At 38.5% G+C, this 21,826-nt stretch carries 15 protein-coding genes and 1 pseudogene; 11 read left to right on the top strand and 5 right to left on the bottom strand.

The features are described from left to right. Nucleotides 1–73 precede the first annotated feature (73 nt). Nucleotides 74–1,063 carry a DUF6268 family outer membrane beta-barrel protein gene (locus JCM10512_RS14680; protein WP_044164266.1) on the bottom strand — a complete coding sequence of 330 codons (990 nt, stop codon included), beginning with the start codon at nucleotides 1,061–1,063 and terminating at the stop codon, nucleotides 74–76. 149 nt (nucleotides 1,064–1,212) lie between these two features. Between JCM10512_RS14680 and JCM10512_RS14675 the strand changes: the two genes are divergently transcribed. Beyond that, nucleotides 1,213–2,076, top strand: a complete 864-nt coding sequence (locus JCM10512_RS14675; protein ID WP_044164370.1) for a helix-turn-helix domain-containing protein — start codon at nucleotides 1,213–1,215, stop codon at nucleotides 2,074–2,076. 108 nt (nucleotides 2,077–2,184) lie between these two features. Here the strand turns inward: JCM10512_RS14675 and JCM10512_RS14670 are convergent, their stop codons facing one another. Together JCM10512_RS14670 and JCM10512_RS14665 are read right to left on the bottom strand one after the other, a co-directional pair. Beyond that, entirely contained in the window at nucleotides 2,185–4,017 is a 1,833-nt protein-coding gene (locus JCM10512_RS14670; RefSeq protein WP_044164264.1) for a RagB/SusD family nutrient uptake outer membrane protein, read from the bottom strand. A gap of 15 nt (nucleotides 4,018–4,032) precedes the next feature. Then, nucleotides 4,033–7,118 (bottom strand): annotated as a pseudogene (locus JCM10512_RS14665) (SusC/RagA family TonB-linked outer membrane protein). Between the two features lie 317 nt (nucleotides 7,119–7,435). Here JCM10512_RS14665 and JCM10512_RS14660 point away from each other — a divergent pair. From JCM10512_RS14660 to JCM10512_RS14640, 5 genes are all read left to right on the top strand, one after another. After that, entirely contained in the window at nucleotides 7,436–7,849 is a 414-nt protein-coding gene (locus JCM10512_RS14660; protein WP_044164261.1) for a helix-turn-helix domain-containing protein, read from the top strand. A gap of 26 nt (nucleotides 7,850–7,875) precedes the next feature. Then, the gene (locus JCM10512_RS14655; protein ID WP_044164259.1) at nucleotides 7,876–8,286 is read left to right on the top strand and encodes a helix-turn-helix domain-containing protein; all 411 of its coding nucleotides are present in this window, start codon (nucleotides 7,876–7,878) and stop codon (nucleotides 8,284–8,286) included. Between the two features lie 532 nt (nucleotides 8,287–8,818). Continuing rightward, entirely contained in the window at nucleotides 8,819–9,001 is a 183-nt protein-coding gene (locus JCM10512_RS14650; RefSeq protein ID WP_044164257.1) for a hypothetical protein, read from the top strand. A gap of 590 nt (nucleotides 9,002–9,591) precedes the next feature. After that, nucleotides 9,592–10,380, top strand: coding sequence for a hypothetical protein (locus JCM10512_RS14645; protein ID WP_244437215.1), 789 nt, complete (start codon nucleotides 9,592–9,594; stop codon nucleotides 10,378–10,380). A gap of 139 nt (nucleotides 10,381–10,519) precedes the next feature. After that, nucleotides 10,520–11,725 (top strand): IS256 family transposase, encoded by a 1,206-nt coding sequence (locus JCM10512_RS14640; protein WP_044164366.1) that lies wholly within the window; start codon nucleotides 10,520–10,522, stop codon nucleotides 11,723–11,725. Between the two features lie 1,190 nt (nucleotides 11,726–12,915). On the opposite strand, the gene JCM10512_RS24905 is transcribed toward JCM10512_RS14640, so the two are convergent. Then, entirely contained in the window at nucleotides 12,916–13,113 is a 198-nt protein-coding gene (locus tag JCM10512_RS24905) for a Fic family protein (protein WP_369346483.1), read from the bottom strand. A gap of 321 nt (nucleotides 13,114–13,434) precedes the next feature. On the opposite strand from JCM10512_RS24905, the gene JCM10512_RS14635 reads away from it, so the two are divergent. From JCM10512_RS14635 to JCM10512_RS24165, 5 genes are read left to right on the top strand one after another with little or no spacing between them, the layout of a single operon-like run. Next, nucleotides 13,435–14,040, top strand: coding sequence for a DUF6088 family protein (locus tag JCM10512_RS14635; protein ID WP_044164255.1), 606 nt, complete (start codon nucleotides 13,435–13,437; stop codon nucleotides 14,038–14,040). Then, nucleotides 14,033–14,713 carry a nucleotidyl transferase AbiEii/AbiGii toxin family protein gene (locus JCM10512_RS14630; RefSeq protein WP_369346480.1) on the top strand — a complete coding sequence of 227 codons (681 nt, stop codon included), beginning with the start codon at nucleotides 14,033–14,035 and terminating at the stop codon, nucleotides 14,711–14,713. Before JCM10512_RS14635 ends, JCM10512_RS14630 begins: the two co-directional genes overlap by 8 nt. After that, complete coding sequence (locus JCM10512_RS24900; protein ID WP_369346479.1) at nucleotides 14,710–15,030, top strand: nucleotidyl transferase AbiEii/AbiGii toxin family protein; 321 nt, start codon at nucleotides 14,710–14,712, stop codon at nucleotides 15,028–15,030. The genes JCM10512_RS14630 and JCM10512_RS24900 overlap by 4 nt, the downstream gene beginning before the upstream one ends. A gap of 33 nt (nucleotides 15,031–15,063) precedes the next feature. After that, a complete protein-coding gene (locus JCM10512_RS14625; protein ID WP_044164253.1) occupies nucleotides 15,064–18,555 on the top strand; it encodes a helicase-related protein in 3,492 nt (1,163 codons plus the stop codon). An 18-nt stretch (nucleotides 18,556–18,573) separates the two neighbouring features. Beyond that, nucleotides 18,574–21,240 (top strand): Eco57I restriction-modification methylase domain-containing protein, encoded by a 2,667-nt coding sequence (locus tag JCM10512_RS24165; protein WP_052517240.1) that lies wholly within the window; start codon nucleotides 18,574–18,576, stop codon nucleotides 21,238–21,240. On the opposite strand, the gene JCM10512_RS14615 is transcribed toward JCM10512_RS24165, so the two are convergent. Continuing rightward, on the bottom strand, nucleotides 21,207–21,818 hold the full coding sequence (locus JCM10512_RS14615; RefSeq protein WP_044164251.1) for a master DNA invertase Mpi family serine-type recombinase: 612 nt from the start codon (nucleotides 21,816–21,818) through the stop codon (nucleotides 21,207–21,209). The genes JCM10512_RS24165 and JCM10512_RS14615 overlap by 34 nt on opposite strands. Nucleotides 21,819–21,826 lie beyond the last annotated feature (8 nt).

Here is a 21,826-nt window from a genome sequence, read left to right as displayed (position 1 = left end):
TGCATCGTTTCGGTAAGCCTTTGGTCTTTCTACTATTTAGAGAACTCTCTCATACACTATTGAAGCTAATTGATCATTTGAACAGATTGTATGAGAATCCTAGATTGAAGAACGGTTGTATGGAGCGGTTAAACTCGACTAAAGGGTCGCCATCTATACCTTTTCGATTGGTTTTATATAAGCCGCTTTGAAGTAAGGCTGATCCTCCTCCACGGGCAATCAGGTAGAAATGTTTGTTGATGATAAATTCATAGACTATTTCCGGTTTGATGGTTGCTGTACTGTGGAGATACGTTTGCGATAAGTCTTCTATAGCTGGCTTTATGTAGAAACGTTCGCTTTCCATTTGTGCGCCTAAAGAAAGGCGGTGATTGCTGTTGAACTGGTAGCGCAAATGCACTTGGCTTGGCAAAGTAATGTCGACACTCAGTTGAGGGTTGAATTGGTGCCAATAAGAAATAATTGGTAGTGCAGGTACTTGATTGTAGAGAGTCATACCATATAGTCCGATGCTGAAGCGGCTTGTCGACGTGTTCTTTAACATTACGATGGCCGAGAATGATCCTTCTATTTTCTCAAAGCCTTCATTCCATCCGTCACCCGATATGTTTGCGTTTAGAATAAGTGGTTTCCCTGCAATTTTCGTGCGATAGGTTGCGCTTAGTCCTCCTTTATAGTAATTGTAGGCTCCCTCATTTTCAGAATATAAGGACGAGATTTCTCCTGTGGCGTTATTACGTGCTTCAAACTTGTAAAAGTTAGCTTGCCCGTTTGTGTATAGCGAAAAATTCTTGAGTAAGAGTATCGGAACATTCACACTAAACTTGATCGTGTGCATATCTCGCATCTTTCCGTTTTCGATCTCCTGCCCGTTCCGTTTGAGCGTATAATCGTGAGAAGGACCTGTTTCCCAATATAAATTGAATGTACGGGCTTGGGAGAAGTTGCGGGCTACATAACTTCTAATTTCCTGAACGAGTGTATCAGGTTTTGATACTTGAGCTATCAGGGTTGATGCCTGACTCATCCATACGATTATCAATAGAAATGTGATCTTTTTCATCTTTTAATTCTTCTGTTTATGATGGCGCAAAGGTATTGGCCTCATTAGGGCTAAAAAAGGTCAAACGGATAAAATCTTAGCCGTTTACTCTTATTGGGCTTTAATAATAGGACTTATTGATCTATATTTGTTGGATAAATATGTTCAGTATGGCAAATGTTATTAAGAAGTTCGATTGGAAAAAGCAAGTGGAAGAGTTAGCCGGCGTGGACCATATCGGAGATGATGTCTTCCTTTTAGATAAGCCTTTCTTATCTCCGCTGCCGAATTACCCTTTTAAGATCAATGTGCTTTCTGCCCTTATTTGTACGAAGGGGGTGACAAGAGGCAAGATAAATCTAAAACCGTATACGGCCGAAGCTCCTTGTATGATCCTTATGCTGCCCGAACAGATTCTCGAATATGAATATGTCAGCGAAGATTTTGATGGTTATGTAATTGTTATGTCCAAACAATTTCTTTCCAGTCTGGAAATCAAAGAGAACTTCTCGGCTTACCTCTCTGTGACAAAACAGCCCTACACTCCGCTTAACGAAAGAGAAATGGATGCGATGTTAAGCTATTATACAATGTTGCAGCGTGTCATAAGAGCTGTGTCTAATATAAATCGGTTTGAAATAGCCAAGCATCTGACAATAGCATTCTTCTACGGTATTGGTCCTTCTTTGCACAATCTATCTGAAAAACCGACCAATAGGAGCGAGATGCTTTTGGAAGACTTTCTTAAGCTTGTCAGGACTAACTACAAAGAGCAACGTGGGCTGGACTTTTATGCAGATAAACTATGCCTTACACCGAAATATATGTCTTCGGTTGTTAAACAAGCTAGTGGCATATCGGCAGGAGAGTGGATTGACCGGTACATTATATTGGAGGCGAAAGCTCTTTTGAAATCTACTAACATGACAATTCAGCAAATCGGCGACGAATTTAATTTTGCGAATCAGTCCTTCTTCGGCAAATACTTCAAGAGATTGGTTGGTGTCTCGCCGAAAGAGTATAGAAATAATTAGATTAGCTCAGATATGGAATTGCATACCTTGCTGTGATTTGACGCAGTAAGCAACAGCTATAACAACTAGTTGCTGTCCGATCCTCCTGGACAGCAACTAGTTTATTATTTAGTAGCCCGGATTCTGATATTCACTGCCGTTAATAATAGTGGCTGTGAAGGTTGTCGATATGGGGCGCAAGGCATAATTAGGATTGAAAAAACGTGCTAAGTCAGGATGCGTATTCGTTAGATAGTCGGAGTTCTTAAACATTCCGGTTCGTTTTAAATCATAGAAACGACAATACTCACCGCATAACTCACGCCCTCTCTCATCCAATACGTCGCGGATGGTTACGCTACCTGTTAGTGGATTTGCCTCCGCGCGGGTGCGAACCTTATTGATATACTTTAGTGCATTAGCTCCTCCATTCACGTAGATGTCGGCTTCTGCGGCAATCAGATACACTTCCGACATGCGCATCATAAACGTGGCATTCAAATTACCATTCCTTTTCTTAGAAGCATTCGCTACATAATATCGACTGCTGTTATGCTTATTTAATGCCGGATAATAGTAACGGAACAGGTTCTCGTTTGTGCCATCGTCTTTATAATTCCCAACGGTATTTGTATATGAGTAGTTCATGCTTACGTGCTTCTTTTCGTTATTGTATACTTGTTTATAATCAACCAACAGATAACCGGAGTTGTGCTCGTTTTGCTTCTCCGATTCATAATCTTCGTCCTGAGGCATTATGAATCGGATAGCCAAATCACCCTTATTCACGGCCTTACCTATTACCGATTCATGCTTGTCGTACATATGCACGGCACTTTCGTCCCAACTGTAGTTCTTGTTCGCATCCCACTGTGTTGTGAAAGACTGATGAAAGCGAGGATCTAATGTCCCGTCATTCTGTACATACAAACTCAATAAATGTTGCGTAGGCATGAAGTTGCCGCTAACACAGCCCTCCCAAGTAAGGCGTGTTTCCTGATTATCTTCTCGAGCTCCGAATTTATTGATATCACAGAGGAAGCATTCATCATTCCGGTTCAGTTTATAATTGCCGTTACTCGATCCATGTCCGTCTGTTCCCGCATACCAACGGTGTTTCCAGAGAGCCTCTTTGTTTTCCCAATTATTACTTTCCTCGAACACTTCGCTATACGAAGGATACATATAGGTGTTGTACTTTCCTCCTCCCGATTCGCTATCGGTTATAAGTTTGAGAGCCGTGTCCAATGCCTCTTGCAGGTATTCGGTACTTTCATACTCATAAGTTTGCAGACAAGCCTTTGCCAGAAAACCGAGAGCAGCTTTTTTAGTGGGTGTAGTGGTTGTTGCATGTGTCCCTACCGTCAACCATTCGGCGGCGAATCTCAAATCCGGTAAAATCACTTCTTTATAAATGGTCATCGGATCGGTACGTGTGGGAGAGAAATTAACTGTCGTTTCAGGTTTGGTAAGCATAGTTACTCCTCCGAATTGCTCTACGGCATTGAAATAATAAATAGCTCTCAGAAAGCGTGCTTCGGCTATTCGAGAGTTCCGTTCCTCCTCTGTCGGATAGGGTGGAAGATCTCCCAACGCAATTGCTTCATTGCACGAGCCGATTCCGTCATACGTTCCATTCCACCAGTTATTCGTATAAGTAGTGTTTGGCGATGTACCGGCAAAAAACCAGAACCATTCCGTGTAACTTGTCGATTGATTGGCTTTGTATGTCCAGAGATCTGTATCTCCTTCCGTCAAAGACATCCAGTCAGAGGCACCATAGAAGTATCTTTCCAAAGCAAAATAACACTGATTGATCAACGTTTCATATCCTTCGGTAGAAGTCGCCAGATTTTCTTTGTTAAAACCGGCGGGATTGCTTTCTTCCAGCGAGCAAGATTGCATAAGCAATGCGGCTGATAGGAGAAAGCAACAGGCTATTTTCTTATATAAACTTTTCATTCTGTTTCTTTTAAATTAAAATGTCAGATTAACACCAAACACAAACTGTTTGTAAGTGGGAAAAGCATCGGAACCGTTCATTTCCGGGTCGGTACCTTTCAGCTGTTTGTCTTTTACATAGATGAAGGGATTGTACGCGGTGGCATAAATGCGACATTTCTCCATCAACGCTTTGCGAGATATCTTAGTGGGGAGAGTATACCCCAGCGTTATGTTCTTTATTTTAATAAAAGACCCGTCGCGCACTCTCAGTGATGGATATACAGTGCCTTGTTCTGTACCTGTTCCCGGGCGTGGGAAGTAGGCTCCCTGATTATTCTCTGTCCAGTAATCGATTCCTGCCAACTGATTTTTGGTTACACTCTGTTCAGCGGTATAATAACCGATCAGGTCACTATTGATTGTTTGTCCGTAGCGTGCCATGGCAAACACCGATAAATCCAGATTCTTATACGTAAAGCTGTTGTTCAAACCGATAATCCAATCCGGATTTGTATGTCCCAGAATCTGTCTGTCATCCGTGTTGTATTTATGTACTCCGCCATCCCCATTTTTATCCAATGTTTCAATCTTGATAAATCCGGGACTTACCCCATAGGCATCCAACGTCTCCTGTGGAGTGTCACTTCCCCAGAGTCCCTGATACTTATATCCGTAAATAGCATTGATCGGTTGTCCGACGAAGAGATTCTCGGATATTAAATCGCCATCGGGCAGACTTTCTATCTTTTCTTTACTCCAGGTGACAGATAGGGTAGTGCTCCATGTAAAATCCTTCCGTTGTATGTTGCGTGAGTTGAAGATTGCTTCTACACCTTGATTGCTTGTTTCGGCTATATTCTGCCAGATTGATAAAGGTGATCCCCATCCGGTTAATCCACTGCTGATTGGTAATATGCGTTTAAACAACAAACCGTCTGTCTTCGTTTTGAACCATTCTATCGACCCATCGATCCGATTGTTCAGTATCCCGAAATCCAAACCTATATTCCAGTTATACGACTTTTCCCATCCAAGATCCGAACTACCGTAAGTTCCTGTGTATTGTGTGAATGGAACAATCTTCCCATTTATAGAGATTCCGTTTGCCGTATATACATAGGCTTGTGTAGTTGTGCTATACGCACTCGTCCCTCCGGCATTACCTGTAATCCCGTAGCTGATTCTTAGTTTTAAATTATCCAGCCAACTTTGAGCGTTCTCCATAAACGGTTCATCGGATATTCTCCATGCCAAGCTCCCGCCGGAAAAGAATCCCATTGGTGGCCGGTAGAGAATTGCGAAACACCATCCCAACGGTTGGAGAAATTGAATAGATACTTGCCTTTGTACGAATAGTTGAGGCGGAAAGCAAAAGACATCTTTTGTGTTTGTGCGAAATCCGATTCTACGTGCTGTGAAGTTCCCGAAGCCAGTCGCCAGAATGACCAGCGATCCACCATTTGTCCGCTAGCGGCGGCCATACTACTCTCGGATTGATTCTTATTCCATGATGTAATTAACGAACCTCCCAGATTATGCGCCTTGGCTATCGTTGTGTTGTATGCCAGAATGTTTTCCCACGTATAACTCCAACTATTGTTGTTTGTAATAGAAGCATGAGGCGAACCGGCGTAACTTGGACGGTTGGCATTGCATTGGTCTCCCCAGTATTGACCTTGGCGGGAGTGGTTTAATGTCCCATTGATCCGGCTAGTAAAAGTAATATCTTTAATAGGAGTCAGCTCGATGTAACCGTTTACATTTAAGTAAGTGGATCGTCGATTATCTACATATTGGTCTTTTATGAAATCACCCATTGGTGAATATTGCCCCGTGATGTATTCATGGTTAACAGTTCCGTCTTTTGCATAAGCATCTCCCAATGGAAAAGAAGAGAGGGCGCGAGTAAATGTATTCTTCACTCCGGCATCCAGGTCCTGATAGACCAGATTGGATGTAAAGCCTAACTTAGCCCATGGAGAAAGCTGCTGATCGAGATTAAGCCGTAGCGAGTATTTATCTAACTTCTCATTGCTGAGTAGTCCTTCTTCGCGATTATAAGATGTAGAAGCAAACACTTTTGTCTTTTCGGTTCCACTGCTGACCGAAAGGCTATACTTCTGGGTTGTAGCTGTCTGCCCCGATACTTGGTCTACCCAGTCAATCCACTTGCCGGCATTGTATGCATCAGTAAAGTCCTGATTACCCAATAATGCTGAGATGTCCGAAGGGTAATCGCCATTTTTATAACGATACGCTTCTTTCTGGTAGGTAACCCATTCATCACCGGTCATTCCATGTTTATAATTCGGTGAGCCACTGAATCCGTAATATGCGTCAAAGTTGACAGTAGCTTTGCCCTCTTTCCCTCTTTTCGTTGTGATGATTACGACACCATTCGCACCTGCCGAACCGTAGATAGCAGTAGACGAGGCATCTTTCAATACGTCAACGCTTTCAATGTCGGACGGGCTGATTTGGTTATAACTACCGGGAATTCCGTCTATAATGAATAGAGGTTCATTACTTCCGTATATGGATCGCGAGCCGCGTAACAAGATGCTAACATCCCCACCTACTTGTCCCGATGTTTTCGTGATATCCATACCGGGAATCTTTCCTTGCAGAGCTTCCATCACATTATTGGTTGGAGCGGCCAGTACATCTGCACTTTTAATTGAAGTTACAGCTCCCGTCAAGTCTCGCTTTTTCACTGATCCGTAACCTATTACCACCACTTCGTCAATCAGTTTAGTATCTTCTGCCAATATGATTTCCAGCCTGTTCTTATTTCCTATGCTGATTTCCTGCTCCACATATCCTATATAAGATACCAAGACGACAGCTTTTGGTGATACATTCAGCTTGAACGTTCCGTCTAGATCCGTAATCGCTCCGTTCTTTGTCCCTTTCTCAATAATATTGGCTCCAATAATCGACTCTCCTTGAGTATTTCTTACCACGCCCGAGATACTCTTAGCTTGTTGGCTGTAAGCCTGTGTGGTGCTGAATGCCGAGATAGTGCCTGCAATTAATAAGCAGAGGCAAAATCTCAGCGCATAAATTGTTTTAAGGGCAGCATTCCGCCCCATGTTGTTTTTATCTGAATATGAATTCATGTTGTTGGTTTAAATAATAAGGTTATTAATAAACTTCTTGAATAGTTACATAAAACTATGTATTGATTTTGATAACTATCTTTTATCTCATAGGCTGTGTAGGTTTTTATGGGTTGAAGGTGATTACTTGTTAACTGAGTAATCAAATGTTTACTGTTGTATTTAATGTGACGTCGCGATCGATAATCAGCTCAATTGAATTGATTAGACAAAAATAGACAACACGTCTTTTGTACGGAAAAAAATAAAGTTGACTTTTATTTGAATTAAGTTGATTCTTACTATCTTTGTCAAACGTACCACATAAAAACAATGATATGGATGTTGAAATAAAAGAGAAGACAAACCGTAGGCACGTCGGGCGCAATTTGCAGAAGATTCGTGTTTATTTAGGTATGAAGCAAGAAGCACTAGCAACAGATCTAGGTGTTAGTCAGCAAGAGATTTCAAAGATAGAGAGGCAAGACGAGATAGAAGATGGACTGCTAACGCAGATTGCTACTGTCTTAGGCGTATCAGCTGAAGTCATTAAAGACTTTGATGTGGAGAGGGCTATTTATAATATCAATAGTTATAAAGATGCTACGATTTCTCCAGGAGCAACAACAACTGTATATGCTGGCACACAACAAATTAATCCTATTGATAAAATTGTAGAGCTGTATGAGCGTCTATTGCAGAGCGAAAGGGAAAAAGTTGAAATTTTGAAAAATGCGAATAAAACAGAATAGATGTAATTTAACAGAAAACCATTATTATGAAACCTGAAACTTATACCAATGCTCTGCACATGGGGCGAAAGATAGAGAGAATACGGCGTTTGCGAGGAATGACTCAAACTGACTTAGGTAATTTGTTAGGTATAACAAAACAAGCAGTTTCTAAAATGGAGCAAATAGAAAAGCTTGAGGATGATCGTATTGTGAAGGTCGCTGATGCTCTTGGAGTTACAGAAGAGGGACTGAAGAAGTTTACCGAGGATAATGTTTTATATTATACAAATAACTTTTACGAAAACTCAAATGCTACTGCTACCAATATCGGCACTATTTCGAACCTAGAGAATATCAATCATTTTTCAATGGATCAAGCCGTGAAGCTATTTGAAGAACTTTTGAAAATAGAAAGAGAGAAATACAATAAAGAAAAGGATAACGAAAATAAATAGCTCGAATCCTTCTTTCTGGATAAGAAAAATAATATCATTTAATAGTAAGAGGTGTCTCAGAAAAGCATCTGTTTATTTCGTAAGAATAATAGAGTACTTTGTTTACATAAAGAAATCTCTGTCCCTGACTTAAGACCTTATTTATCGTATTGTCTGTTTCTTGGAAAGGTATTGTGCGAAATATGCCGTTTGCTTGCATTGAGAGTATTCTGTGGAAAGTGTATTTTGAATTATGACTGCAATAGATATAACTTTTTCTCTATGCGAAGTGATGTGCAAATTACGTTATAAAAAAGTGGGCTGCTCTTCCTGTGAATACTTGTTAGATATCGCCAAATACCTGTATATGCGCACAGAAGGCACTCCACTTGATATGAGTTATCTTCTGCGCCTTGTATATACTTCTTTGATAATTTGGCGATTTCAACGAGTATAAGGCACTTCCTTAAATTTTCAACAATGTTTTGGCTGAAAGGCTTTCGCAAATATAATTATTCCCCTATCTTAGAGCCAATTTTAAAAGATTTATATTATGGAAGAAGAAAAGAAACCTTTATATTGGTATTGTCCAATATGTCAAAAGGAACAAGAAGTCATCCAATTAATAGGTACGTATGTTCAATGCTCTAAATGCAAAGGAAAATTTGTAATATATTTGCAAGAAATACCAAAACCTCAGATTTTAAATTCTAAGAATGAAAAATCTGATGAATAGTTTTGATCGCTTTTTTTATGAAACTTTGGTGGATTCTTCAATAAGGCTTCTTTCTCTGAAATTTTATGCTGTTTGCGATAGTTTTTAATTTCATTATTAGCAACTATTTGTGAATGGAATTTTGTCTCTTTCCATAATCTCATCTGTTTAAATCCACTTTTGTAATCTACATATAATCGTCAATCCCAAATTTGAAATCCTCCTTTTGGATAGATTGGGTACGTTCAAGTAGGGTTTGTCTTGTCATACCATAAGCAAAATTTTGACTGACATTCAATAAAAGAATGGTGATGTTCTGTGTATCACATACTTTGTTAAATCGACATTCACGAGTTTTAAGGTGTACATCATTCACGAGGAATATAAGGCACTCTCCATAATGCTAAGAATGAGAGCCGTACAATTACAGTTCATTACAAGTCCTCAAAATATTTTCATCTAATTTCATACTCAGTAATTTTAATGATTAATATTGAATATATAACGTGATAGTGGATAATCTGTATCTATCTTATGAATTAATAGCTGTATATATTGGCTTTGTTTTCTAAAACAGCTATATTTGCCAATAAATAAAATGGTTCAACGTTATGGAACAGGAAAGGAAAAAGTGTTTTGTTATTATGCCTATTAGTGATACAGAAGGATACGATAAAGGACACTTCAATAGAGTATATGAACATTTAATAAAACCAGGATGTGAACAAGCAGGGTTTGAACCTATCCGTGCAGATGATACATCAAAGGCAAACATGATAATGGTTGATATCCTTCAAAAGATACTTGAATGTGATATGGCTATATGTGACTTGAGTTCGAGAAATCCAAATGTATTTTATGAGTTAGGATTTAGGCAGGCTTTTAACAAGAAAACAATTCTTATTAAAGATATAAAAACGACTATGCCATTTGATATATCTGGTATCAGAACTTTAACTTACAATGAAAATTTAAGAATTGATGAAGTAAAGAAAACTGTCCCTGAAATAGCCAAATGTATAACTGAAACATTTGAAGCTGATGATAAAGATGTAAATTCGTTGTTACAGTTATTGTCTATTGAAAAACCTGCTACTCTCCCTGAAAAAGTTACTTTATCACAAGATTCAAGTATGATATTAAATGCAATAGAAGAGTTGAGTAATAAATTTGAACTTATATCAAATAATACCAAGTATACTTCTATTCGTCTTCCTAATGGCGAGAATGTTGATGTTGGAGACGTCTTATATATAGATAGAAACAGCGAACATGTAGAACTTGGAGAGTTAATAAGAATAACTCCTCGTAATATATTAATAAAGGGAAGCAACGGGAAAATAACTCAAATTCTCAGAAATGGACAAGACTTTCAGAACTTAACAGAAATACCTTTTTAACATAAATCACAAAAAGGTTAGAGCCGGAAAATTTTCGAACTAACTTTTGGCACTGTCCATAATATTGTGTAAATGTAAAACTGCAGGTTATATGATTTGCAGTTTTTTATTTATGTATAACTTTGATAAAAGTTTTATTATGGACATTCCCAAAGAATTTTTAAGTAAAGAATTCGTTAGTCAGTTCAAGAACGCTGACGATGTTGATGGTTTCCTTCGTGACCTTCATTCCCGTTTGTACGAACAAATGCTTGAAGGTGAGCTTGATGTTCACCTGGGCTATGAGAAGCATGCTGCTTCTGGTAATAATAGTGGTAATTCCCGTAACGGTAAATATCCCAAGAAGATCCAGAGGGAACACGGTGAGTCTGTGATTGATATTCCCCGTGATCGTGAAGGTAGCTTTGCCCCTGTGATTATACCTAAACACCAAAGTCGTGGCATGTCAATTGAGCGACTGGTTATCTCCTTATACGCCAAGGGTATGAGTGTGTCTGACATTGAGTCTGAGATGGCTGAGATTTATAAGATTAGCCTCTCTACTTCTGCCATCTCTGTGATTACGAGCAAGGTTTCTCAGGCTGCTTTAGAATGGCAAAATCGTCCTTTAGAGAGTCTTTATATGATTGTCTGGATGGACGGGATTGTTTTCAAAGTCCGTGAGAATGGTAAAGTGATTAATAAAACAGTTTACCTATGTGTGGGTTTAAATAAGGACGGTTTGAAAGAAGTTCTGGGTATGTGGGTTGGTAAAGCCGAAAGTGCTTCCTTCTGGATGGGTGTTCTAACAGATTTAAGAGCTCGTGGAGTAGAAGATATTCTCATAACTGTAACCGATAATCTGAACGGATTTACGGATACTATAAAAAGCGTCTTCCCTGAGTCTACTACACAAATTTGTGTAGTTCATCAAATCAGGAACTCTTGTCGCTATGTGGTATGGAAGGAAAAAAAGGAGTTCTCTGCAGATCTGAAGAATATCTACAATGCTCCCACTAAAGAAGCTGCTGGTGCAGAACTTGACCTCTTCGAGAAAAAATGGGGAGCTAAATATCCTTATGCTATCCGGTCATGGAGAAACAATTGGGACGAATTAACCTCCTTTTATGATTTTCCTGTAGAAATCAGGAAGATAATTTATACCACCAATTTGATTGAAAATCTGAATGGTAAAATTAGAAAATACACCAAAAACAAACTTTCTTTCCCTAATGATGATGCGTTGAAGAAGTCAGTCTACCTAGCTATAGCAGAGATTGAGAAGAAATGGTATAAACCAATTTGGAACTGGGGAATGATATTTAACCAGTTTTTGACTATATTTGAAAATCGAATTAAGGTATAAACCCTAATCCGATTACCTGTAAGTTTTAACGTTTACACAAAATATGGGATAGTCCCATAATAATAATTCAAGCTTTCCTTTGGGATAAAAATTAATATCATTTAATAGTAAAAGATGTCTCAGAAAGGCATCTCTTATTTTATTCTATTTACTGAATAACCCAAAGTAGGATGCACGGCCTTTCTTCGCCTCTTTCAAACCAAGAAAGTGAGCCAGGGAAGTAGATAGAATGGCTTGGTAGAGTTTCCCCTGTTCGCTAATTTGGAAGCTTTTCTGGTAACTTTTGTAAAAATCGAACCCACTGAAAGCAATTGTTGGTTCTAGTTGGGATGATTTTTATATTGCTGAATTGCCCCATTTAGTTGCGAAGATTTTTTTCCGAATGCTTATGATAAATTCCTTGGTGACAATAATCCCTAATGGAATGATGCGGGCGTGAAGCGGCTGTTGCTTTTCTCTCTTGAGTGGATTACTTCTGTTGTGATAATCGTAATGGATACTCATGTTATAGTTATTTTCTAGTTATTCAAAAAACAATGGGCTGCTTTGCCTGAATTTATTCGTAGGACTATAGTCCTACGAAAGATTGACTATAGTGTTTCTTTCAAAGAACTATAGTCCCATGAAAGAAACACTATAGTTCTATGAATTAATTTGTGTATTCAAAGATGTTATAATTTGCAGTGGAAATCCTTCTTTTGTTTACTGGATATCCTTATTAAATGTAAGCCCCCGATAAAGTACCGGTCCTCTCAAAAACTACCCGGTCACAAGACCGACTTCGCTGATGTTGGATGGTTGATGTTGTTACATCGCTATGGACTCCTTTATTTCCCGATGCAGCATGCATAGACAATTAGTACTCACTGATTTAGCCTTTAAAAGATAGGAAGTTAGAAAATGCCCTTGTTCCAGTGTGTTAAAACGTTCACTTTTAACGTTTTTATCTTTCATTAATGGATTGGTATCTCTCCACTAATATCGCTTAGGTAGTCGATGTTATCACGCATATATTTATGCTTCGAAAGACTTTGGTTTTAAAGGTAGGGGAAAGAAACAATTCTTTGTCTTTCTTCCCTACCTTTACTTTATTATAACGTATTCATAGAATACGACAATAAAGTAAAGTGAACATGCTTTTTTTGTGTTAGTCGAAAAAAATGTGTTACTTTTGCGACAAAATGAATGAGTTAGACACTCTCTTCAGATATAGTGTTTAAGACGATAATTCCTTTCTCCGTCAACTTATATTTTTGTTGAGGGTGACGTGGAGATTCGGGATGCGTCATTGTAATCAGTCCTTGTTCCAATGCTTGATCAATATATTGTTCCTTGAATAAGCGCCTGCTCTTTGGTGACAAGTTAATCGTTTTTTGAAGTCCAGAAATAGCTTTTTCTGTGTTTTTTGAATTACATTATCAACACTTTAATTTGGTATGATAAGTTAGTGAAAAGCTGGTGAAAAGTTAACTTCAACTTGCGCTGTACTTGAATCCTTTGCGGGCCTCTTGAATGTTACAATCACAAATCCCCCTTCTGTTCTTCATATATAGAGTACGACAATAAAGTAGAGCCGATTTTATTAGAATGGGGAATCTGAGGTCACAATATAGAGTAGAATGACTAATAATTTAGATTAGTAGCAAAAATACTTCAAGAAATAATTGTAAGTCGTAAAAATAACATATTTTTGCGACAAAACGAGTAGTATGGTAAGTATCGAGGATAAAATTATGGAAGTGATAGGAATCGAAGGAGAAGGATATATCTTTTTCCCAAATGATTTTATTGACTTTGGCGAACCCAAGAGCATAGGCAAAGCCTTAGAACGATTGACTGAAAAAGGCCTGATTCTTCGTTTGGCAAGAGGTATCTATTATTATCCTAAGCAAGATAAAATAATGGGATTGGGGGTACTTTATCCTTCCATCGAAGAAATAGCCGATAGTATTGCTCGGCGTGATAAGGCGAGAATAGTACCTACGGGAATTCATGCGCTCAATAAGTTGGGGCTTTCCACTCAAATACCCATGAATTTTGTTTATCTGACTGATGGAACAAGGCGGAAGATAAATATTGGAAATGGCAAATCCATTCAATTCCGATTTACATCGCCCAAGAATTTAGCTTTTACGAATAAATTGGCGATGCTTGTTACCTTTGCCTTAAAAGAACTGGGGCAAGGTAAGATAACAGAGCCGCAGATAACCCAACTTAAACAGATATTAGCGAAAGAATCAAAAGAAAAAGTGATGGCGGATGCATCATTGATGCCTGCTTGGATAAGAACTATCATAAAAAATGCCTATGAATAACTACTTTTCGCTTACCACTGACCAACAAATAATGGTCATTACGCAAGCTGCCAATAGAACTGGGCTTCCAGTGCAAGCCATCGAAAAAGACCTGTGGGTAACAGCGATGCTTCAAATTATATTCTCTTTGCCCATGGCAGAACATTTGGTGTTTAAAGGCGGTACTTCCTTGAGTAAAGTGTGGAACGTTATTCAACGCTTTTCCGAAGATATAGATTTGGCTATAGATCCGTCTATCTGGGGATTTAAAGGTGATTTGACAAAGAAGCAAATCAAACGTCTCAGGAAGTGTTCATCCATATTTGTTCGTGATGAATTGTGCCAATCTTTGAAATCAGCAATCATGGAAAAAGGTTTGGATAAATGGTTATCGATAGAAGTTGATCCTGACGGGGAGGGTGACAATACCCACCCAGAACCACGTGTCATACATATTCGTTACTATTCTTTATTCGAAACCGAACTACCATACTTACATTCAGAAGTCAAGTTGGAAATTGGCTCCCGTTCTTTATTAGAACCGACCTCTAAAGTAGAAGTAAAGAGTATTGTAGAGCAATATCTTCCGATTGAAACAATCATTCAGTCGGTAGCAATACCGACAGCTCTTGCTGAAAAGACATTTTTGGAAAAGGCTTTCTTGTTACATGAGTTATTCTCGCAACCTCCATGAGTGATGCCAATAGAAAGTCGCGTCATCTTTATGACTTGGCAATGATGATGAAAACTGAAATAGCATTAAATGCTGTTTCTAATGATGAATTATGGGCGACCATTCACCATCATCGTGAATGCTTTACTCATGTGAATGGTGTTGATTATACCCCTGACATCCGTAGACGTATCTGTCTTATTCCAAACAAATCTTTGGTGGATATTTGGGAACAAGACTATAACGATATGCGTCTTACGATGATTTATGGAGAAGCTCCTACGTTTGAATCTCTCATAGCACAAATGAAGGAACTTGAAAGAATGTTTCATTCTTAGTGAATATGTAAAACCTAACGAAGCGAAAATGTTATGACAAATACTCTTATTGATAATTCAGATGAATGCTTGAGGTTAGTCAACACTATCAAAGAGTGTATAACCAATGCCAATTGTAAGGCTATAAAAATAGCAACAGGATATTGGGATATTCCTGGCACTTTTTTGATTTATAGTGAGTTGAAAGATTTTCTAGAAAAAGAGGGGGCAACTTTTCAGCTATTGATAGGGGCTGATCCAATTGTGCGTCAAAATCAATTGGCTAATCCTATTTGTAAAGATGCGAAATTTCCACAAGATTATATCAAGAGGGATATACAACAACTTGAAGTGATTGACAAATATGTAGAGGTTGTGTGCTTGCTTCAAAAATATTGTAAGGAAAAGGAGGATGAAAGCAGATTTCAAATCCGTATTTACAAAAAGAATGAAGATGGTGATGCTCAATTCTTTCATGCAAAATGTTATGTTTTTTGCGGACAGAATTATGCTGTAGGCATTATTGGCAGTAGTAATTTTACTCAAAAGGGGTTAGAAGGCAATTCGGAATTGAATTATTTGGAAACTGATACGAGTCGAGTCACAGCCGTACCGAATGAGTATTCATATACAAAGGGACATAAATGTTGGTTTGATGAGAAATGGAATTTATCAATGCCTTGGAATAAAACATTCCTTGAAGAAATATTGAGAGGCTCACCTGTAACAATGAAAGCAGAAGAGGCTGCGAAAGAGGTCGTAAAGTTGACACCTTATGAATTGTACATTAAGCTCCTACAATATAAGTTCGGTAGCATTGTTGATATGAACCAGCAGCAGTTGATAGAGAGCTATCTTCCCAAAAGCTTTGATCCGTTGGCTTATCAGATAGAAGCGGTGAAACAGTGTTTCTTCATCATGAAAGAACACGGTGGTTTTATGTTGGCAGATGTTGTGGGATTAGGTAAGACCATTGTAGGTACGCTTATAATAAAACATTTTCTGGGAATGCCTGATGATGATGGTCGTGAGCGTAAGGTACTCATTATAACTCCTCCTGCCATTCAGTCAGGATGGAAAGAAACTGTAAAACTGTTTGACGCAGACAAAGCAGATAAAATGGATTCGGCTATCGATTACATTACAACAGGAAGTATAGGCAAGCTTGTTGATTATATGGATGAAGTTGATTTTGACGATATTGATTCCAGTGATTTTTCTTCTGCTTTCGAGTATAAAGATTATGGTTTAATCATCATAGATGAAAGTCACAAGTTTCGCAATAGTAGTACTGCAATGTATAAAGCACTGGATGATTTGATAACACAGATAGGAGCTAGTACAGGTGCTTATCCATATATAGGATTGCTCTCAGCTACACCACAAAACAATCGTCCATCTGATATACAAAACCAGATATATTTGTTTGAGCGAAACCACGCCGATAGCACCTTGAAAAAGGCTAATGGTGGAAACCTTGAAGGTTTCTTTTCCGACATTAACCGTCGATTCGTACAAGTGATAAAATCATCTGGACAAATGAATGATGGTGATATGCCTAACGATGATATGACTCCCGAAGAATGCAGAGCGGAACTTAAACGTTTATCAGGTGAGATACGTGACTGTGTGCTTCAAGATGTTTTGGTGCGCCGTACACGTACTGATGTGCAGAAATATTATAAGGATGACATCGGTAAACAAGGAATCATTTTTCCAAAGATTAGTGGCCCTCACTCCATTGAATATCAGATGGAGAGTGGATTAGCAAAACTTTTTGCTGATACAATGAATCTGATTGCACCTACCGAAGATTTTCGCTTCGATAACAGTAATTATCTATGCTACTACCGTTATCGTGCTATAGAATTCATCAAGTCTCCCGAAGTGAAGGCTCTGTATAAGGGGAAAAATATGGATGCAGACCGTTTCTCACAACAGTTGGCTAAAATTATGCAGATTAATTTGGTGAAAAGAATAGAAAGCAGTTTCTCTGCATTCAAATCTTCACTTGAGAATTTGCGTCGCTATACTCAAAATATGATCGATATGTGGGAACATAATACCATTTTTGTGTGTCCTGACATTAACGTAAATGAGGAACTTGATCGAGAAAAGGACTATGAACGTACTGGCAAGTTGTATTCATTTTCCGAATGCGCCAATGATATACGCTCCCGTATAGAGAAACTTAATAAAAAAGGTAAAAATGAGAAGGAACGTAACCGTGAACTTACTCGTGATGATTTTATGCAAGAGTATATAGAATTGTTGCGTAAAGATTTACAGCTAATAGAATTTCTCTGTAAACGATGGAATGCTTACAGTAACGATCCGAAACTGGAAGAATTCAAAAAGCAGTTACGAAGTACACTCTTTGATAAACAACGCAATATAGCACAAAAATTGGTTATATTTAGTGAGGCGATAGATACAGTGAAGGCTATAAAACTTGCTATAGAAACCACTGATAACTCTCTGAAGGTACTTGTAATAACTGCAAAAAACAGAGATGAGAACGAAAAGATTATTGCTGAGAACTTTGATGCCAATTATAAGGGTGAATGGAGTAATGATTATCAGGTAATCGTGACTACTGAGGTTTTGGCAGAAGGTGTAAATTTACATCGTGCTAATTGTGTACTGAACTATGATACTCCTTGGAATTCCACTCGGCTGATGCAGCGTATAGGGCGCGTGAACCGCATTGGTTCCATTGCATCACATGTGTATGTCTATAATTTTATGCCGAGTTTGCAAGGTGATGAACAAATAAGGCTCGTACAAAAGGCTTATACCAAGCTACAATCATTCCATACTTTGTTTGGTGAAGACAGTCAGATATTCACTGGGAATGAGGAAGTAATGCATTATGATTTAAATAAGCAGATAAATGGCGAGGAGTCTCCAATGGAAAAATACGTATTTGAACTGAAAGAATATAAACGTACTCATCCTGAACGCTTTGAACAAATAGCGGCAATGGGAGATGGACTGGAATTAGCAATTGCACCAACAGATGGAAGTAGCTATTTCCTTGTTCGCAATAAGCAGACTTCCGGACTATTTGTAAAAGTGGATGCTGAACTTAAAAGTAGTATTCTTTCCGGTATCGACGCTTACAAAGCATTCCGTACCGATGATGATGTGCCATCAGTCAGTCTTCCAGCAGACTGGGAACAACGTAAATCAAAAGCCGAATTATCCGTAAATCAAGCACTGGCTAAGATGAATATTCATGCAAAGAATTCGCAAAAGGCTACAAAAGCCAAAGAGATAATCATTAAAATGAAAGACACTATCACGATGTCTAAGGAGTCGCGTAGCCTTTTATCATCTGCATTCATGTTAGTGAATAAAGGCAATTATGACATCATCAAAAAGATAATTGCACTTGATGATCTTCGTACTCAAAGCGGTGGCACACTCTTTGAATTTAGCCAAGAAGAATTTGACAATGTGTTGAATCAAGAAATACAAAAAATAGTAGCTAATGTACAGATGCGTTATGGTAAAGCCATAACATATATGGCACTGAGTAAATAACAAAAAACAATATCAACTATGGAATTCAAAGAATATTTTCAGAAGCCATATCAGGGTGGCGAATCATTTCTGCAAGAAGTGGTGTTTCCTATTTTTGGGCAAGACAACTTCGATGACGGCTTCAATGCTTCGTTGCTCGAAGAGAATTCAGAACTGGCAGCTGTAGCAGCGAGTACGGGTATAACGTCAGTATGCCGTGTAGGTACTATACAGGTGGAGTTTAACCCTATAGACATTTATGATATAACTGTTACTGGTCATGTGCAGATGGTGCGTAATCGCGTAGCTATTCAGCAGTTGGTACGACGTATAATGAATACTTATTCTAGTGCATTTATGATATTCCATTATGAGGATACACTGAGTTGGGACTGGCGTTTTACATTTTGCAGTAAACGTGGAAGCAACGATGAAACTACCGATTCTAAACGTTATACGTTCTTGCTTGGTCCTAATCAATCATGTCGCACTGCGTCAGAGAATTTTGGAAAACTTCTGCAAAAGCATGGCGACATAGAATTGAAAGATATAGAGGCTGCATTTGATGTGGAAGCTCTGTCTAAGGAATTCTTTGGAAAATACAAGCAACATTACCAGCGTTTTGTAGACTATATGTGTGACGATTCAAACGGAATGCGCCAGGACTTTATTGATACTTCTTTCGACAAAAGCGGAATGGCTGACGAGATAATCAGAGATCGTGAGGAAAAGCCTATCCGTGACTATGTAAAGAAACTACTGGGGCGCATAGTGTTCTTGCATTTCTTGCAAAAGAAAGGTTGGATGGGAGTACCTAAAAACAAACAATGGGGTGAGGGAGATACTAACTTCATGAAACATCTGTTTGAAAAGTCAAGTAATGAACAAAAAGCAAACTTTCTTGACGAAGTATTAGAGCCTCTCTTTACTGATGCGCTTGACAGTGATCGCAAAGACAACAAATACTTGTTTGATACAGGTGTCTCTTTTGAATATGGTTCAGTGGTGAAGATCCCTTATCTCAATGGCGGTCTGTTCGAACGTGATTTGCTTGATGAGCCTACATCACAATTCCCAGCAAAGTATTTTGCAGATTTATTTGAGTTTTTCTATCAGTATAATTTTACTATAGACGAAAATGACCCTAATGACGCACAAGTGGGTGTAGACCCAGAGATGCTGGGACGTATCTTTGAGAACTTGTTGGAGGATAACAAAGATAAAGGAGCCTTCTACACGCCGAAAGAGATTGTACAGTATATGTGTCGTCAATCGCTCACTGCTTATCTGCAAACAGATATAACGGATGAACAAACTAAGACTGCTATCGACAAATTTGTGAATACATACGATGTAGCAGAAATTGGTGGAGCTGATTCTGAACTAGCTATGATGCTGGATAATAGGTTGAAAAATGTGAAGATATGCGACCCGGCCATTGGTTCAGGTGCGTTCCCCATGGGCTTGCTCAAAGAGCTGTTCTTGTGTCGTGGTGCAATAGAATGTTTTGGTGATGCGGCAGACATAAAACGTCATATCATTCAACACAATATATACGGTGTAGATATAGAGCGAGGTGCGGTAGACATTGCGCGTCTACGCTTTTGGCTGTCGCTGATAGTCGAAGAAGAAATCCCACACTCATTGCCAAATCTGGATTATAAGATTATGCAGGGGAATTCTTTGCTTGAAAGCTTTATGGGGTACGACCTTTCTACATTGACAGAAAGTGCGCAAACCATAGCGAAGAAAAATAGAGGACAAGTATCACTAATGTTTGACGAAACTGATACAAAGAGAAATATTCAACTTTACTTAAAGCAATATTTTAGTGAAAGCGATCATTCTGCAAAAGCAAAGATTAGGAAGAATATTGAATATGCTGTAAAAGAGCATATCAAAATTTGCTCAGGCTATATTCCATCTGTTGTTGAAGCTGTTGATAATCTTAATATACCTAATGATAAGTTCTTCCTTTGGCATACTTATTTTAGTGATGTTTTCAATCAACCGAATGATTGCAATGGTTTTGATATTGTCATTGGCAATCCGCCATATATACAGTTACAGAATAATGGAGGCGAGATTGCAGCTCTTTATGAAAACAGCAACTTCGAGGTATTTGCTCGTACTGGTGACATTTATTGTCTTTTTTACGAACGTGGTTGGCAATTGCTGAAACCGAATGGTCATTTGTGTTATATTACTTCTAATAAATGGATGCGTGCTGGGTATGGAGAAAAAACTCGAGCTTTCTTTGCTAAAAAGACAGATCCAAAATTACTGATAGATTTTTCTGGTGTGAAAATTTTCGAGAATGCAACTGTAGATAGCAATATATTATTGTTTAGCAAATCAAAAAATGAGTACAAAACAATTTGCGCAGTCACAAATAAGCAGGCTAAAAATAGCATAAAGAATTTGAGCGTTTTCGTGCAGCAACAAGGCGTGGAGTGCGATTTTGCAGGCTCTGCCCCGTGGGTGATATTGTCTCCCATTGAACAGAGCATCAAGCAGAAGATTGAAGCGGTTGGAACTCCACTTAAAGATTGGGATATAAACATCTATCGCGGAGTGCTCACGGGTTATAATGAAGCATTCATAATTTCCACAGAAAAGCGTGATGAGATTCTTGCCAACTGTCAATCGGAGGACGAGCGTACTAAAACGGCTCATTTTTCGACTTCAATTACTTCTGCGATATAACGTGCTAGCGTGTTTCTGTTTACCTTACAAATTTTAGCAATTTGCCGCTTGGATATTTTTTCTTTAAGCAGTCCGATAATGAGTGTCTTTTTGGGGAATAGTTTATGTTTTTCAGGTGAAGTTCTTTTCCCTTTTGGCCTTCCTAATACAATACCATTGGCTTTTTTTCTTGCCAAAGCTTCTTTAGTTCTTTGACTGATAAGATTACGTTCTATTTCTGCCGATAGGCCAAAAGCAAAAGCTAAAACTTTACTTTGAATGTCTTCTCCCAATCGATAGTTATCTTTTATGGTCCACACACGGCACTCTTTGGTCATGCAAATATTAAGAATTTCCATAATCATGAAAAGATTACGCCCAAGGCGTGAAAGTTCGGCACAAATGATAAGGTCGTCCTTCTGTACTTTGTTAAGCAGTTTGCCGAGTTCTCGTTTATTATACGATTTAGTACCACTGATAGTTTCTTCTATCCAGCCATCAATATTCATATTTTCACGTTCGCAGAAGTTGTTAATCTCAAAGCGTTGATTCTCGACAGTTTGTTTGTCGCTGCTTACTCTAATGTACCCGTAGATCATATTATTTT

The sequence above is a fragment of the Bacteroides reticulotermitis JCM 10512 genome, assembly GCF_000517545.1.
Classification (GTDB): Bacteria; Bacteroidota; Bacteroidia; order Bacteroidales; family Bacteroidaceae; genus Bacteroides; species Bacteroides reticulotermitis.
This window is presented reverse-complemented; position numbering and strand designations above follow the sequence as displayed.